This is a genomic window from Achromobacter sp. 1011811831, from assembly GCF_059760905.1.
The window spans coordinates 1-14,712 of sequence record NZ_JCBANG010000122.1 but is presented as its reverse complement, the minus strand read 5'-3'; the positions used below and the strand labels follow the sequence as shown (position 1 = coordinate 14,712).

19 protein-coding genes are annotated in these 14,712 nt (G+C 68.4%); 1 reads left to right on the top strand and 18 read right to left on the bottom strand.

The annotated features are described in order from the left end of the window. The 18 genes from AC6LJ9_RS28225 to fliQ form a co-directional block, all read right to left on the bottom strand. Window positions 1-240, bottom strand: a 240-nt coding sequence (locus AC6LJ9_RS28225; RefSeq protein WP_498150121.1) for a hypothetical protein, incomplete at its 3' end; no start/stop codon positions are given. Window positions 241-335: 95 nt separating this feature from the next. Then, window positions 336-791 (bottom strand): flagellar FliJ family protein, encoded by a 456-nt coding sequence (locus tag AC6LJ9_RS28220; RefSeq protein WP_498150120.1) that lies wholly within the window; start codon window positions 789-791, stop codon window positions 336-338. After that, window positions 788-2,125 carry a FliI/YscN family ATPase gene (locus AC6LJ9_RS28215; protein ID WP_498150119.1) on the bottom strand — a complete coding sequence of 446 codons (1,338 nt, stop codon included), beginning with the start codon at window positions 2,123-2,125 and terminating at the stop codon, window positions 788-790. Before AC6LJ9_RS28215 ends, AC6LJ9_RS28220 begins: the two co-directional genes overlap by 4 nt. Further along, window positions 2,122-2,898: a FliH/SctL family protein gene (locus AC6LJ9_RS28210; protein WP_498150118.1), complete on the bottom strand. Its 777-nt coding sequence runs from the start codon at window positions 2,896-2,898 to the stop codon at window positions 2,122-2,124. Before AC6LJ9_RS28210 ends, AC6LJ9_RS28215 begins: the two co-directional genes overlap by 4 nt. Next, window positions 2,895-3,416 (bottom strand): hypothetical protein, encoded by a 522-nt coding sequence (locus AC6LJ9_RS28205; protein WP_498150117.1) that lies wholly within the window; start codon window positions 3,414-3,416, stop codon window positions 2,895-2,897. The genes AC6LJ9_RS28210 and AC6LJ9_RS28205 overlap by 4 nt, the downstream gene beginning before the upstream one ends. After that, the gene (gene fliF, locus AC6LJ9_RS28200; protein ID WP_498150116.1) at window positions 3,416-4,843 is read right to left on the bottom strand and encodes a flagellar basal-body MS-ring/collar protein FliF; all 1,428 of its coding nucleotides are present in this window, start codon (window positions 4,841-4,843) and stop codon (window positions 3,416-3,418) included. Before fliF ends, AC6LJ9_RS28205 begins: the two co-directional genes overlap by 1 nt. 16 nt (window positions 4,844-4,859) lie before the next feature. Further along, window positions 4,860-5,156 carry a flagellar hook-basal body complex protein FliE gene (fliE, locus tag AC6LJ9_RS28195; RefSeq protein ID WP_498150115.1) on the bottom strand — a complete coding sequence of 99 codons (297 nt, stop codon included), beginning with the start codon at window positions 5,154-5,156 and terminating at the stop codon, window positions 4,860-4,862. Further along, window positions 5,153-5,590 (bottom strand): flagellar basal body rod protein FlgC, encoded by a 438-nt coding sequence (gene flgC, locus AC6LJ9_RS28190; RefSeq protein WP_498150114.1) that lies wholly within the window; start codon window positions 5,588-5,590, stop codon window positions 5,153-5,155. The genes fliE and flgC overlap by 4 nt, the downstream gene beginning before the upstream one ends. Window positions 5,591-5,592: 2 nt before the next feature. Further along, on the bottom strand, window positions 5,593-5,970 hold the full coding sequence (locus AC6LJ9_RS28185) for a flagellar basal body protein (protein WP_498150113.1): 378 nt from the start codon (window positions 5,968-5,970) through the stop codon (window positions 5,593-5,595). 26 nt (window positions 5,971-5,996) lie between these two features. Beyond that, window positions 5,997-7,136, bottom strand: a complete 1,140-nt coding sequence (locus tag AC6LJ9_RS28180; RefSeq protein ID WP_392408760.1) for a flagellar basal body P-ring protein FlgI — start codon at window positions 7,134-7,136, stop codon at window positions 5,997-5,999. Then, window positions 7,136-7,744 carry a flagellar basal body L-ring protein FlgH gene (locus AC6LJ9_RS28175; protein WP_498150112.1) on the bottom strand — a complete coding sequence of 203 codons (609 nt, stop codon included), beginning with the start codon at window positions 7,742-7,744 and terminating at the stop codon, window positions 7,136-7,138. The genes AC6LJ9_RS28180 and AC6LJ9_RS28175 overlap by 1 nt, the downstream gene beginning before the upstream one ends. After that, window positions 7,741-8,703: a flagellar basal body P-ring formation chaperone FlgA gene (flgA, locus tag AC6LJ9_RS28170; protein WP_498150111.1), complete on the bottom strand. Its 963-nt coding sequence runs from the start codon at window positions 8,701-8,703 to the stop codon at window positions 7,741-7,743. The genes AC6LJ9_RS28175 and flgA overlap by 4 nt, the downstream gene beginning before the upstream one ends. A gap of 8 nt (window positions 8,704-8,711) precedes the next feature. Next, complete coding sequence (gene flgG / locus AC6LJ9_RS28165) at window positions 8,712-9,494, bottom strand: flagellar basal-body rod protein FlgG (RefSeq protein ID WP_498150110.1); 783 nt, start codon at window positions 9,492-9,494, stop codon at window positions 8,712-8,714. Window positions 9,495-9,505: 11 nt separating this feature from the next. After that, window positions 9,506-10,222 (bottom strand): flagellar hook-basal body protein, encoded by a 717-nt coding sequence (locus tag AC6LJ9_RS28160; protein WP_498150122.1) that lies wholly within the window; start codon window positions 10,220-10,222, stop codon window positions 9,506-9,508. A 49-nt stretch (window positions 10,223-10,271) separates the two neighbouring features. After that, entirely contained in the window at window positions 10,272-12,347 is a 2,076-nt protein-coding gene (locus AC6LJ9_RS28155) for a flagellar biosynthesis protein FlhA (protein ID WP_498150109.1), read from the bottom strand. Continuing rightward, entirely contained in the window at window positions 12,344-13,423 is a 1,080-nt protein-coding gene (locus AC6LJ9_RS28150; RefSeq protein ID WP_498150108.1) for an EscU/YscU/HrcU family type III secretion system export apparatus switch protein, read from the bottom strand. Before AC6LJ9_RS28150 ends, AC6LJ9_RS28155 begins: the two co-directional genes overlap by 4 nt. Then, window positions 13,423-14,184 (bottom strand): flagellar biosynthetic protein FliR, encoded by a 762-nt coding sequence (locus tag AC6LJ9_RS28145; protein ID WP_498150107.1) that lies wholly within the window; start codon window positions 14,182-14,184, stop codon window positions 13,423-13,425. The genes AC6LJ9_RS28150 and AC6LJ9_RS28145 overlap by 1 nt, the downstream gene beginning before the upstream one ends. A 7-nt stretch (window positions 14,185-14,191) precedes the next feature. Next, window positions 14,192-14,446 (bottom strand): flagellar biosynthesis protein FliQ, encoded by a 255-nt coding sequence (gene fliQ, locus AC6LJ9_RS28140; RefSeq protein ID WP_283093779.1) that lies wholly within the window; start codon window positions 14,444-14,446, stop codon window positions 14,192-14,194. Between the two features lie 86 nt (window positions 14,447-14,532). On the opposite strand from fliQ, the gene AC6LJ9_RS28135 reads away from it, so the two are divergent. Beyond that, a partial coding sequence (locus AC6LJ9_RS28135; protein WP_498150106.1) for a hypothetical protein occupies window positions 14,533-14,712 on the top strand: 180 nt, incomplete at its 3' end.

The window sequence follows — 14,712 nt, the reverse complement described above, 5'->3', positions numbered from 1 at the left end:
AACCTCGATATCGCCGCGGCCGCCGGCGATCCTCGCCGGCGCCGCGGATTCGATCCCCTGCCGCAACGCGGCGGGCGTGTCGCGCCACGCCCCTGTCTGCCCGGCCGTGTCGGCGGGCCGCGCCGGTTCCGCAGGGGCGACCGACGGCCGCGCGGCGCATGGATCGGCGCTCCCTTGCCGTTCGCCACCCGGCGTCAGATTGCGTCCGCCCAGCCAGTCGCGCGCCTGGGCCTGTTCCATGGCCTGGCGCCATCCCTCCTGTGACGCAGGCAGCCCTCGGTCTCCCCGTGCCGACACCTGACTCTGCGCGCCAGCGGACGCGTACTCGGGAACGGTCATGAACGCTTTCTCCCTGTGGGCCAGGCCGCGTCGGCCTGGCGCTGGTCCGCGCGCGCCGCGTCAAGATCGAATTCGCGCCGCGCCTGCGTCTTGTGCCGATCCACGATCTCGGCGCGCCGGTGCGCCTGCAACAGGTCGTCGCGACAGCGTTCGACCTCCGCGCGCAGCGCGTCGGCCTGGGTACGAGCCTGCTCCCATCGCCCCCGCATGGCTGCGAGCGCTTCGCGCACGGCGATATGCCGGGCCGGATCGAAACCCGCCGCGCCAGCGCTCGCGGCCGCCCAATCCGCATGGCCCTGGCCCAGCGCGAGGCGCAGCCGGTCTCGTATCGCGGCCTGTTCGTCCAGCCTGTCTTGTGCCCGCGCCAGATCCAGGCGCGCCTGCTCCAGGCGATGGCCGTACAGCGATTCCAGTGCGGCCAGCGGATAGCGGAAACGCGAAGTCGCGGTCATACCCCCTCCTCCTCCTGCCGGCCGAGAATGGCCGCCAGCGCCGCGTATGCCTGCGCCCTGGACTCCGGCGCGTCGGCATCCTGACGCAGCCACGAGTCCAACCTCGGCGCCATCGCCAACGCCGCGTCCAGGGCGGGATTGGCGCCCGACTGATAGGCGCCGATATCGACCATCTGGCGGTTTCTTTCCAGCAAGGCCAGGCTCGCGGATGCCTGCCGCATCAGCTCCCGCTCCTGACGCGTGGTCAGTTCCGTCACCAGGCGGCTGGCGCTGCGCAGCACGTCGATGGCCGGATAGTGGCCGCGATGCGCCAGGTCCCGGCTCAGCACGATATGGCCATCCAGCGTGGCCCTCAGGCTGTCGGCGATGGGTTCGTTGAAATCGTCCCCCTCGACCAGCACGGTGAACACCGCGCTGATGGATCCGCCGGCTTCCACCCGGCCGCAGCGCTCGCACAGCTCCGGAATCTCGGAGAACACGGTGGGCGTGTAGCCCCGCGCCGTCGGCGGCTCGCCCGCCGCCAGCCCGATCTCGCGCCGTGCCATGGCGTAGCGCGTGACGGAATCCATCGTCAGGAACACATCGCGGCCCTGGTCCCGAAAATATTCGGAGATCGCGAGCGCGGCATAGGTCGCCCGGGCCCGCATCAGGGCGGGTTCGTCCGACGTGGCGACGACCACCACGGAACGCGCCAGCGCGTCCGGACCGAGCTGGCGTTCGATGAAGTCACGCACCTCGCGGCCTCGCTCGCCGATCAGCGCGATGACGTTCACATCCGCGCGCACGCCTCGCGCCAACATGCCCAGCAAGGTGCTCTTGCCCACGCCGCTGCCCGCGAAAATGCCGACGCGCTGCCCCTGCCCCAACGGCAGCAGGGCGTCGATCGCCCGCACCCCTGTTTCCAGCGGCGTATCGATCGGCTTGCGCCGCAGCGGATTGACCGGAGCGGGTTTCAGCGGAACCATGGCCTGCGCCGCGATGGGCGGCCCGTCGTCCAGCGCCGCGCCAAACGCATTCACCACGCGCCCCAGCAGGGCCGAACCGACCGGCACGCGATCGGAGACGCCGGCCGTGGTCACCCGGCTGCCGGCCGCCACACCGTCCAGGCGGCCATAAGGCATCAGCACCACGCCGTCAGGCCGCACGCCCACGACCTCGGCCAGGATGCCTGCGCCGCCCGCCTGCGGCGAGATGCGGCATAGTTCACCCAGGCTGGCGTCCGGACCCGAGCAGGTCACCGCCAGCCCGGACACCTGGCGCACCGCGCCGTCGCGCGCATACAGCGCGGCCGTCTCGATCGCCCGCAGGCAGGCGGACAGGGCCTGGGCCGTCATGGCGTCGCCTCGTGCGCGCGATACGCCTGCGACAGGGCTTCGCCCAGCGCCGCGACTTGCCGTTGCAAGCGCGCGTCCAGGTTGCCGGCCTCCGTCTGCAAGACGCAGCCGCCCTGGATCGTGGCGTCGGCCACCCACATGACCTCGGCGGCCTGCGGCGCCAGTGCGGCCGGGTCTATGCCCGCCTCTTTCAGCAGCGCCAGATCCGCCGGCGCCAGTTTCACGCGCACCTGCCCCGGATGCCTGAGCTGGCTGCTGGCCTGGCGCACCAAGGCCATCACCCGCTCCGCATCCGGACGCACTCCCAGAATGCGGACCAGCGCCGCGAGCGCCAGCTCCAGCGCCGCGTCCAGGGTCGCTTCCTGCTCGCATCGCAAGGTCTCAAGCAGGGCATCCATGACTTCCTGGAACCGGGCCTGCTGCGCCTGCCGCCCCTCCTCGGCCTGCGCCCGGGCCTGGGCCAGGCCTTCTTCCCGGCCGGCCCGCAAGCCTTCTTCCCGCGCCGCCTTGCGGGCTTGCTCCGCTTCGGCCTGCACCATGCGCTGCGCCAAGGCCAGGCTGCGCTGCTCGATCTCGGCTTCGCTCAGGGCCGCCACGGACGCCGGGCTGGCGGACGCCGGGCTGGCGGGCGCCTCATCCGCCCGCGTTTCATCCGGGCGCGACGGCGCCGCTTCCTGCATGGACGCCGCCGGGCGCGGCACGGCTCGCGTCGAGCCGACCAAGCGGGAAGCCGGCGCGATCGGCGCTTGACGCAGAATGGGAGCCGTTTTCATGGCGCGCTCCCGCCGCGCCGGAAGAACTGCCACTTCACGATCTGCCGACGACCGGAAGACGCCTGCCGCGCCTGCAGGCGCGCCTCCAGCTCTTGCACCAGCGCCAGTTCCAGCGCCGGGGCGGGATCCAGGGTGCGGATCAACGCCTCGATGTTCCTGGCCCGGCCCGGCCCGCACAGCGCCATCAGGCCACCGAGCCACGGCCAGCGGTTTCGCCGGAGGATACGGGCGGCCACCGCGTCGGGCTCGCCGCGCAACTGCGCCCAGACGTCTTCCGCCCCTGCCTGCAACAGGCTCGTGGAGGGCTGGCCGCCCTGCGCGCCGTCATTCATGGCCTCGCGCTCGCGCACCAATTGCGTGATCAAGCCGGGATCCGCGGGAATGCCGGTGCGCCGCAGCTCGGTCAACAGCTCGGCAAGCGGCCCACGCTGCGCATCGGGCAGGCGCGACAGCAGCCAGGCGCGGTCACGATCCGCGACGGCGTGCAGGGCCAATGCGCTCAGACGCAAGCCGTCCATCAGGACTTCTCCGCGTCGGCCGGCTGACGCGCCGGCTCCAGCCAGCCACGCAACTGCTGCAACAGCGCATCGCGCTGCTCGGCCGACAGCCGCGCGGACTGCGGCCGCCGCCGGCTGGCCAGCAAGGCCAGCGCGACCAACACGCCGCCGATCGCCAACAGCAGGGCAATGGCCAGGCGGGGCGTCCATTCGAACTCGGTGCGCGGGGCAGCCAGCGGCGCGGCCTGCGCCACGGTCATACCCGCGTCCTGCGCCACCACGCCGCTGCGCGCGGCCACCTGCTCCGTGCTGTACACAATGACGGTGTCGCCTCGCTCCACCTGGGCGCCGGCGGCATTGCCGACCAGCGTGCGCAGGCGGTCCAGCGCAACGCCATCCATCGGACTGCGCACCACGGCGGTGACGCCCATCTTCATGATTACGCCCGGCGTGGATACGATCTCCTCGACTTTCCTGCCCGCCTGATAGTCGATCTCGCTGTCGGCGCCGCCGCCGGCGCGGCGCCCGTTGTTCACGCCCGCGCCGGGCTCTCCTTCACGGTTGGAGCGACGTTCGCGCACGACCACGCCGGTGGGCTGGCCCTTGCCTGCCTGTGAATAGGGCAGCACGTCCTCCGTGGTGATGCGGATCCGGTCCATGTTGAGCAGCACGTCCACGCTGGCGACCACGGCGCCGGGTCCGAAAGTCTGGTCCAGCATGCCGGCAATCTTGCGCGTCAGGTATTCCTCGGTGGACCGCTTGAGCGCCAGCCGCGTGTCAGCCGAGGCCGCGCCGTCGTCGCCATCCGCCGAGGCGGTCAGGGCCACGCCATGTTGATTGACGATGGTGACGTTGCGCGACTCGATGTCCGGGATGGATGCCGACACCAGCCGCTGCATGCCCAGCACCTGCTCCGGCGTGAGGTTGCGCCCATCGCGCAGCGTCACCGCGATCGAGGCCGTCGGCACGCCCGCGCCGCGACGGAACAGGCCTTGCTCGGACAAGGCGATCAGCACCCGCGCCGATTCGACGTTGGACAGGGACAGGATGGTGCGGGTGATCTCGCCTTGCAGGGCGCGCTGGTAGTTGATCCGCTGGGCGAACTCGGTCATGCCGAAATCGGCGTTGTTGAACAGCTCGAATCCCACCGTGCCGTGCAGCGGCAGATCCTGGCCCAACAGGCGCAGGCGGGTCTTGTGGACAAGCTCCTGCGGCACCAGGATGGTCGAGCCGTCCGCGTCCAGGCGATACGGGATCTTCTGCTTGTCCAGTTCCGCCAGCATGGTCGAGGCGTCCTGCGGCTTGACGCCAGAGAACAGGACCTGATAGCTGCCGCGCGTCAGCAGGTAGCCCGCCACCGCGACAGCGACGACGATCACCAAGGCCCCCAGGAGCAGGGGATGGCGGCTGCGCCGGTCCAGGCGAGCCCAAAACTCCGTAATGAACATTTCCGATCAATCCCGTTCAGATCTGCATGCGCATGACTTCCTGATATGCGTCCAACAGCCGGTTGCGTACTTGCAAGAAAAGCTGGAAGGAAGCCTTGGCCTCTTCCAGCCGGATCATCACGTGGTGCAGATCCTGCACCTCGCCCACCGCGAGCCGCTGCGCGTCTTCCTCCGTGCGCAACAGCGCCCGGTTGACGTTGCGCAATCCCGCGCCGACCATGGCGTCGAAGGACGCGTCGCGCGGCGCGATGGCCGGCGCGATGGGCGCTTGCGCGGCGGCGGCCTGCAGTGCCTGGGCAGCTTGCGCGATCATGTCCGTCCTCCGATCTCCAGCGCCTTCAGCGCCATGGTCTTGGCGGCGTTGAACGCGGCCACATCGGCCTCGTAGGCGCGACTCGCCACCATCATGGTCATCATCTCGGTCAACGTATCCACGCCCGGATAGGAGACATAGCCATCCCGGTCCGCCTGCGGATGACCCGGCTCATGCACACGCCGGGCAGGCGCCCGATAGGGCGCGACGCTCAAGCCCTGGTTGACGGCCATGCCCTGCTCGACCAGGTCGCCGAAGCTGCGCACGCCATAGGCGGCGCGCGTGGTGGACATCACCCGCAGCGGCTGATACCCGGCGCCTTGCGGCGACAGCGGCGAATTGGCGTTGGCCAGGTTCAGGGCGGCCACGTCCACACGCAGCTTTTCCGCGCTCATGCCGGCGGCGCTGATGGCGAATGCGCTTTGATAATCCATGATCAGCGCCGTCCGTCGTTCAAGGCCGTTTCCACCAGCGCGAGCTGGCCGCTCAGCGCCTTCACCAGCGCCTGGTAATGCAGCGCATTGCGGGCAACGCCGGCCACTTCCTGATCGATGGCCACGGCGTTGGCGCCATATGGAGCGGCGCTGCGCGGCGACGCGCTGACCAGTCTGGGCGGCGCGAGATCGTGCGCCGCCAGCCTGCCACCACGCGCCAGCGCGGCCTGCGCGCCCGGCATCAAGCTCTCGAACTCGACCCGCTGCGGGACGTAGCCAGCGGTATGCGTATTGGCGATATTGGCCGCGCCCGCCCGATGCCGCAGGCTGGCGGCGTCGAGCGCGGCGCTCAGGGCGCTCAGGGTGACGGGATCTATCATGGGTACGCTGGGCCTCGGTGGGGGGGTTACTGGATGATCAGGTCGGCATGCAGCGCGCCGGCGGTCTTGATGGCGCGCAGGATGGAAATGATGTCGCGCGTGCTGGTCCGTATCTTGGTCAGGGCCTGCACCAGCTCGGCGACGGTGCTGCCTTCCGACATGACGAAAGCGCTGCCCTCGCCGTCGCGCACATCGATGCTGGAATTCGAAACGACTTCGGTGCGGATGCCACCGTCGCCGCCCTGACGCACGAAGATGGGCTGGGATACCTGGTTGTCGGTCACGATGGAGATGCGCAGGTCGCCATGCGAAATGGCGACCTTGGACAGGCGCACATTGCCACCCGACACCACCGTGCCCGTGCGCTCGTCCAGGATCACCTTGGCGCGCTGGTCCGGCGTGATCGACAGCGCCTCGATGCGCGAAACGAAGGCGACCAGGTTGTCGCGCTCGAACTCGGGCACCTGGATGTCCACGCCGGCGGCGTCGCGCGCCTTGGCCAGCGGGCGCCCCAGCGCGCGGTTGATCTCGTTGGCCACCCTGCCCGCCGTGGTGTAGTCCGGATTGGACAGGACGAAAGTCATCGCGCCGTCCGCGGTCACCACCTGCGCATTCACGCCGACCTCGACCAGGGCCCCGCCAGGAATCGAACCGGCGGTGGGATGGTTCTTCTGCACCACGTTGCCGTTCATGTCATAGCGATAGCCGCCCACCGACAGCGGACCTTGGGCCAAGGCATAGATCTTGCCGTTCGGCGCCTTGAGCGCGGTGGCCAGCAGGTTGCCGCCCACCAGGCTGCGGGCGTCGCCCGCCGAAGTCACCACCACGTCCACCGCATCGCCCGGCCGCGCGAACGGCGGCAGCATGGCGCTGACCATCACCACGGCCACGTTGCGGCTCTGGACCTGCTCCGGCGCGACCGTCAGGTCGAACTGGGAATAGACATTGGCCATGGCCTGCCGCGTCGTCTTGTTGGACGGCGAATCCCCCGTGCCCGCCAGGCCCGCCACGATGCCGTAGCCGATCAACGAGTTCTCGCGCCAGCCCTTGAGCTTTCCCAGGTCCTTGATGCGCACTACCTCGGTCGCGCTGGAGCGGGCCGCGACGGTCGCCGACGGCGCGACAAGCATCGCGGCCATGAAGAAGGACAGAATCAGCGCGCGCATCAGAAACCCAGCCAGTTGAGGAAGCGGGCCCACCAGGATGGGCGTTGCCGGCCCGCCAGTTCGCCTTCCCCGATGTAGACGATCTCGGCCTCGGCCAGGCGGGTGGACAGCACGACATTGCCCGGCGAAATGTCCTGCGGCCGCACCCGGCCTTTCACCTGGATCTTCTGCTGCTCGTCGTTCACGGTCAGCAGCTGGTCGCCCTTGACGTACAGGTCGCCATTGGGAGCCACGCCGACCACCCCGACCGACATCTGCGCCAACAGCTTGCCGGAGCGCTGGGTCTTGCCCCCGCCGTCAAAATCGCTGTCCACGTCGATGCCCCCCGAGGTGGTGGGCCGCCGCGACAGGCGAAACTCCGCGTCGAAACTGGACTTCCGGCCGGTGGAGGTATCGGCCGAGCTGCTCGCCGACGAGGTCTCGACCACCTGGATCGTGAGCACGTCGCCGATGCGCGCGGCCTTGCGGTCCGTGCCCAGCGAACGATAGAGGTCGGGATCGAACAGGCTTTCCGAGCGTGCAGGCGCGCCCACGATCACCAGCATCCATGCCAATGTCAGGCAGGCAAAGACGCGCGACGCGACGTCGAACCCGAATCCGCGCATCATTGGCTCACCTCTACCAATCCGCCACGCACCACACGCGCGACCACGGCCTCGGAAGCGTTGGCCGGCATGACGCGCAAGGTGCGATCGGTCCAGCCATCCTGCAATGCCCTGGCCGACGTTTCGATGGTCACCGAGCCGGCGCGCACCCGCAGCGCCACCTGATCGCCACGCTCCACGTCCGGCAGCGCCTGCAACTGCGAGCGCATCAACACCGCGCCGGCCGCCAGCGGCTGGCGCGCGCGCACGGCGCCCAGCGGTTCGTGCGCCGGCCAGTAGGCGCCCGACAGCGCCGCCACATCGCGCTGCTCCACGCTCATGTCCGTCATCGATACCGACGCGCCTGCCGGAATGCTGGCGTTCAGGCGCAGCACCGGCGCCATCGCCTGGATCCGCAAGGCCACCGGAATCGCCCGGTACAGGCGACCGCCCTGCCACAGTTCGACCCACACCACCAGGCGCTGCGTCACCTCGACCTGCGGGTCTAGCGGGCGGGCACGCAGTTCGACGGCGCCTGCCGCCACCAAGTCGGGCAAGGGACTGCCGGCCGCTTCGATGACCAGATCCCGGAACCTCGGCCGCAATGCCGCACGCGCGGCCTCGGTCGCGCATTGAAGCACCGCGTCGCGATCCAGCGCAACGGTCTTGCGCGCCACGCGCACGGACGCATTGCCCTTCCAGGCCACCACGCCCAGATCCTCGTCCGCCGTGGCGATCCAGCGCTCCAGTTCATCGCGCGTGATCTCGCGCGCCTCGCCGGAAGCGGGCACGGCGCCTATGCGCAAGCGGGCCAGGCGGTCGCGGCGATCGGCCGGCGCGTCGATGCGCGCCACGTCGCCCAGCGTCAACGCGGGCGCGCGGACCTGGACGGAGGCGCGCAGGAACAGTTCGGCGGCGTCCTCCTGGGGCGCGGCGCCAGCGCCACCACCACACAACGCCGCTACGAGCATGAGCTTTCTCACGGGATCGCCTAGCGTCGCAGGTTGTTGACCAGACCCAGCATGTCGTCGGATGCCTGGACGATCTTCGCGTTCGCCTCATAGGCGCGCTGCGCGACCATCAGGTTGATGATTTCCTCGTTGAGCTGCACGTTGGACGATTCCAGATAGCCCTGCGCGTACAGGCCCATGCCGTCCTCGCCCGGGCGCCCCAGCACGGGATCGCCGGAGCGCTCGGTCGCCTGATAGAGGCCATCGCCCAGCGCGGCCAGGTCCTCGGCGGCATTGAAACGGACCAGGTCCAGCTTGCCCAGCTCGTCGGCGTCGCGACCGCCGTTGCGCCACGCAGTGATCTTCCCGTCCGGCGCGATGGTCAGCTTCTCGGTGTCGGCCGGTACGGAAATCATGGCCTTGAGCGGCAGGCCCGCCAGCGTCGTCAGCATGCCGTCCTGGTCCACTTTCAACGGGCCGCCCCGCGTATAGGCGACGCCGCCATCCGGCATCGCCACTTCCAGCAGGCCCTCGCCGCGTATCGCCAGGTCCAGCGGCTTGCCGGTCTGCTTGATTTCGCCGGACACGAAGGACTTGGCATTGCGCGAGATCGCCACGCCCAGCCCCAGGTTCCGGGCCGCATCGGCGCCGGCCACGCCAGCAGGCTGCCCGCCCGTCGCGGCGCGCGTCATCAGATCGCCGAACACCACGTACGATTTCTTGTAGCCAACGGTATTCATGTTGGCCAGGTTCTGCGCCACGGCGTCCACGCCCGTCTGCTGGGCATGCATGCCCGTCGCGCCCACGTACAACGAATCGATCATTCCCGCGCTCCTCAGACTTCACCCAATTTCTGCACAGCCCGCCCCGTCATGTCGTCGACGAACTGCGCGGTTTTTTGCAGGCTTTCGAAATGACGCATGACTTCTATCAGGCCAGCCATCTCATGCGCAGGGTCGACGTTGGACCCCTCCAGATAGCCTTGCAGCACCGACGAGCCGCCTTCGCGCAAGGGCTGCGCTCGCTCCTGCCCGGCGCGATAGACACCAGCGCCCAGTCGCGTCAGGTTTTGCGGCGAGTCGAAGCTGGCCAGGCTGAGCCTGTCGACGAATTTGCCCTGGTCGTAGACATTGCCCTGCGCGTCGATGCGCGGCGCGTTCGAGGCGAGCCGGATCTCTCCGCCCATCCCCATGACCAGATCGCCGCCCGCGTTCACCAGCCTGCCCTGGCTGTCCACCCGCATGGCGCCCTGCCGTCCGTACAACGTGGCGCCATCGCGCGATAGCTCCAGAAACGCGTTCTCGCCGCTCAGCGCCACATCGAACGGTCGCCCGGTGTACTGCACCGCGCCGGGCCGCATATCGGCGCGACTGACGGTGCGCGCACCCGCCCAGGCGGGTGCGCCCTGTTCGAGCGCGTCGAGCTGCGCCTCGAAACCGGCGCCATTGATCATTTCGCGCTTGTATGCCGGCGTGCGGACGTTGGCCAGGTTCGTGGCGATGGCCGTCAACCGGTCCTGGTCCACTCCCATGCCCTGCGCAATCACGTTCATGATTTCCAAGTTGGACTCCTTCCTCTTTCCTGTGGCCCGATCCGTGGGTTCAAGCCCCGGTCGCGTCCAGCAACAATGGCACCGAGACCGCCGAGAACGCCTTCAGATCGATGCTGCCGGGTATCTCCGACATCGACAGCACCCGCAGATGCGGCAGCACGCGCTCGGTGAGCATCCGCATGTGCCGTCGCAGATCCGGTGAACAGAGCAGTACCGGCAGCAGATTCGCCTTCATCATTCCCTCGGCCTGCTGCACCAGGCCGCCGACCAGTTGGTCGGCCACGCGCGGCTCGATCGCCAGCCGGCCGCCCGACTCGGCCGCCGCCCGCAATGACTGGCCGATGTGGGCCTCCACCAGCGGATCCAGCGTGATCACATGCAAGGTGCCGGCATCGCCGGACAGCGAACGGCAGATCGCCTGCCCCAGCCGCTGGCGGGCCAGCTCGGCCAGCTGTGCGGCGTCGCGTTGATGGCGGCCGGCATCGGCCAGCACCTCCAGGATCGCTTCCAGATTGCGTATGCTCACCTTCTCGCGCAGCAGCGCCTGCAACACCTTCTGCACTTCCGTCACGGACAGGACGCCGGGCGTGATCTCTTCCACCAAGCCAGGCTGCGACTTGCGCACGCGCTCCAGCAGCCGGTCGGTCTCGGCGCGGGTCAGCAGCGTGGCGGATTCGCGCCGCAACACCTCGGTCAGGTGCGTCATCAGCACGGTCATGCCGTCAATCAGCGTGTAGCGGCCCTGCTGGGCGTTGGCCTTTTCCGACTCCTCGATCCACACCGCCGGCAGTCCATAGGTGGGATCGCGCGTCTCGATGCCGCGCACGGTCTTGGTCACGCCGGCGGGGTGGATCGCGAGCCAGCGGCCGGCCATGGCCATGCCCTTGCCCGCCGGCACCCCGTGAATCAGGATCTCGTATTCGTCCGGTCCCAGCCGGGCGCTGCCCCGGATCTTGACGGTGGGAATGACCATGCCCATTTCCAGCACATACTGATTGCGGAACACGGCGATGCGATCCGGGAAGCCGCTGTGCTCGATCACATGCGGCAGCAACTGAGCGCCGGCCTGAATCTCGACCGGCTCCACCGTCAGCGCCTCGTAGGGATCGCCCGCCTGCGCGGCCTGCGGCAGCCCGGCCTCCGGTTCATCTTGCGGCGGGGCGGCATCGCGACCGGCCCGCCTGGCCAGCCAGGCCAGTCCGAACACCGTGATTCCCAGCGCCAGCGCGGGCAGCGCCGGAATCCCCGGCAGCGCCACCATCGCGAACAAGCCCGCGCACACCAGGAACAGCGTCTTGGGAAACAGCGTGATCTGGCGCGCGACCTCGCCGCTGAAGTTGCCGTCGGACGCCGAACGCGTGACGATGATGCCGGTGGCCACGGCGATGACCAGCGCCGGCACCTGCGTGACGATGCCGTCGCCGATGGTCAACAGCGTGTATGTCCTGACGGCCTCCCCCCACGGGATGCCCAGCTGCATCACGCCAATCACCAGGCCGCCGATGATATTGATGGCCATGATCAGAATGCCGGCGATGGCGTCGCCTTTGACGAACTTCGACGCGCCGTCCATCGCGCCATAGAAGGCCGCTTCCTTTTCCAGTGTCTTGCGCCGCTGCTGCGCCTGTTCCTGGGTGATGAAGCCCATGTTGAGATCGGCGTCGATGCTCATCTGCTGGCCCGGCATGCTGTCCAGCGTGAAACGTGCCGCCACCTCGGAGACGCGCTGCGCGCCGCTGGTCACCACCACGAACTGCACCACGATCAGGATCAGGAACACGATCAGTCCGATCACGTAGTTGCCGCCGACCACGTAGCCGCCAATGGCCGAGATCACCTTGCCGGCGTTGGCGTCCGACAGGATCAGCCGCGTGGCGGCGACGTTCAGGGACAGGCGGAACAAGGTCGCGATCAACAGCAGCGACGGAAAGGTGGAAAACTCCACCGGCCTGGCCATGTAGAACGTCAGCAACAGGATGAGAAAGGCGAAGCTGAAGTTGGCCAGGATCAGAAAGTCCAGCATGCCGGGGGGAATCGGCATGAACAGGACGACCAGCACGCCCATGACCACCAGGACCATGACGATGTCCCGGTTGCCCGCCAGCCATTGCGCCAGACGGTTCATTGCGCGGCTCCCACGGCATGGCGGGCGTCGCGCCGGGCGATCAGCCACACCATCACCCGCGCCACCGCCGGATACAGGTCCAACGGAATGGCCTGCCCCATTTCCCCTTGAAAATACAGGGCGCGCGCCAGCGCGGGATTACGCACCACGGTCACGCCGAGGCGCGCGGCCTCGGCGCGCATGCGCGCCGCCAGCAGGCCCGCGCCCTTGGCCAGCATGACGGGCGCGGCCATCTCGCCGCGCTTGTATTGCAGCGCCACGGCGATGTGCGTGGGGTTGACGATCAGCACGTCGGCCTGGCCGATCTGTCGCACCGACGCCGCCTTGCGCAGCATTTCGATGCGCAGCGAGCGCAGCCGCGAACGGACGCGCGGATCGCCTTCCCGGTTCTTGACCTCGTCCTTCACGTCGCGCTTGCTCATGCGCATCTTGCGCTTGAACTCGTGGCGCGTGTAGGCCATGTCCAGCAAGGCGAGCAGCAAGGCCGCAAAGGCCATTTTCAGGGCCAGCGAGGCGAGCATGGCGAGCAACTGCCTCAGCGCCTCGAACGGCGTGCGCTCGCCGAGCACGGACAGGGAGCCCAGCAAGGCCTTGAGCGTCATGTACAGCACGCCGGCCAGCAGCGCGACCTTGCAGACACTCTTGACCGCGTCGTAGGTCGTGCGCAGGGAGAACAGACGCTTCAGCCCGGCTGCGGGATTGATGCGCGCCAGGTCCGGCTTGAGCGGAAATCCGCTCCAGATCAGTCCGGTCTGCGCCACATTGGCCGCGATCGCGGCCAGGCCGACCGCGATCGCGAAGGGTGCGATGATCAGCAGCGCATCGGCGCCGACGTGGCCGACCAACGCCACCACGGAGGCCAGGCTGAACGGCATGGACAGGCCCTGGACCAGCGCGGCGCGCGCCAGCATCGCCAACGCCCGCGCCGCCTCCCAGCCCCAGGCGTACAGAGCGCAGGCCGCGGTCAACAGCGCGACGGCCCCAGTCAGGTCGGGGCTGCGCGCCACCGTTCCGCGTCGGCGCGCCTGCTGCAGCTTATAGGGGGTTGCGGCCTCGCTCTTGTCGAACTCCTGCATCAGCGCACCGCCCCATTCCACACGTCCGACACGAGGTCGAAGATCCTGGACAATCCGGCGGGCATGTGGCGCGACCAGAACGTCAACGCGGCGAGCCCGGCCAGGATCTTCACGGGCAGCGCGATGACGAGGACATTCATCTGCGGCAGCCCGCGAGCCAGCATTCCCAGCCCGAGTTCGATCAGCAGGATCGCCACGGCCACGGGCGCGATCAGCATGAAGCCCAGCCCATAAAGCTTGCCCCAGGCTGCCAGCATCGCCGGCAGGTTCATGGCATCGAACGAGAATCCGCCCACCGGCACCATGTCCAGGGTGTGGGCCAGCCCCCTGAGCAGGGCATGATGGCCGTCCACGAGAAAAAAGATCAGCGCGCCCGAGTACATGAAGACCGAGGTCACCACGGGCACTTGCGCGCGGCTCACGGGATCGAAGATCTGGCCGATGCCGAAGCCGATCTGGATGTCCAGGATCCGGCCGGCGAACGCCACGGCGGCGAATGCGCAGAAGATGCCGCAGGCCAGCAACAGGCCGAAGGAAAACTCCGCCGCCGCCAGGGCGAGGAACGCGCCGGTATCGGGCGCTGGCATCGTGGGCTTCCGCAGCGCTCCCGCGATCGCCACGGACAGGGCGACGACCAGCAGTACGCGCGCCGTCGCTGGAATGGGAAACAAGGAGAACACCGGCGTGAACGCCAGCATCACGCCCACGCGCAAAGACAGCAATGCGATCGTCGCGATGAGGGGGATCTGGAGGTCGAGCATCAGATCCTCACCGTATCCCGGGCATGTCGCGCAACAAGGCCGTCGCGTACTGCATCAAGGTGCGCAGCATCCATGGCCCGAACAACGCCATGGCAATGACCGCGGCGACGATCTTCGGGATGAACGTCAGCGACATCTCCTGCACCTGCGTCACCACCTGCAAGATGCTGATCACCACGCCCACTGTCAGGGTCAACAACAATACCGGCGCGCAAATCAGCAGACCCGTCCAGAACAGGTCGCTCATCAACTGGATTGCCATATCAGGCCGCATGCGCCGCCTCCGAGCGCCTTGCGGCACCGACGACGCCATGAGCGCAGGCCCATCCCTGGACAGGATGCCAGCGCTTGACGGGACGTGACGGGAAAGACATGTATGGACTCGAAACCGGCAACGGAAAGCAGGAAGATTCGCGCTACTTCAAAGTTCTGGATGAGAGAACTGACGTGTCAAGAAATGCACAAGAAAATCTAAATGTTGCAAACGCTGGCCGCACGCAAGCCCCGCCCTGCCTACAGGGCGGGGCT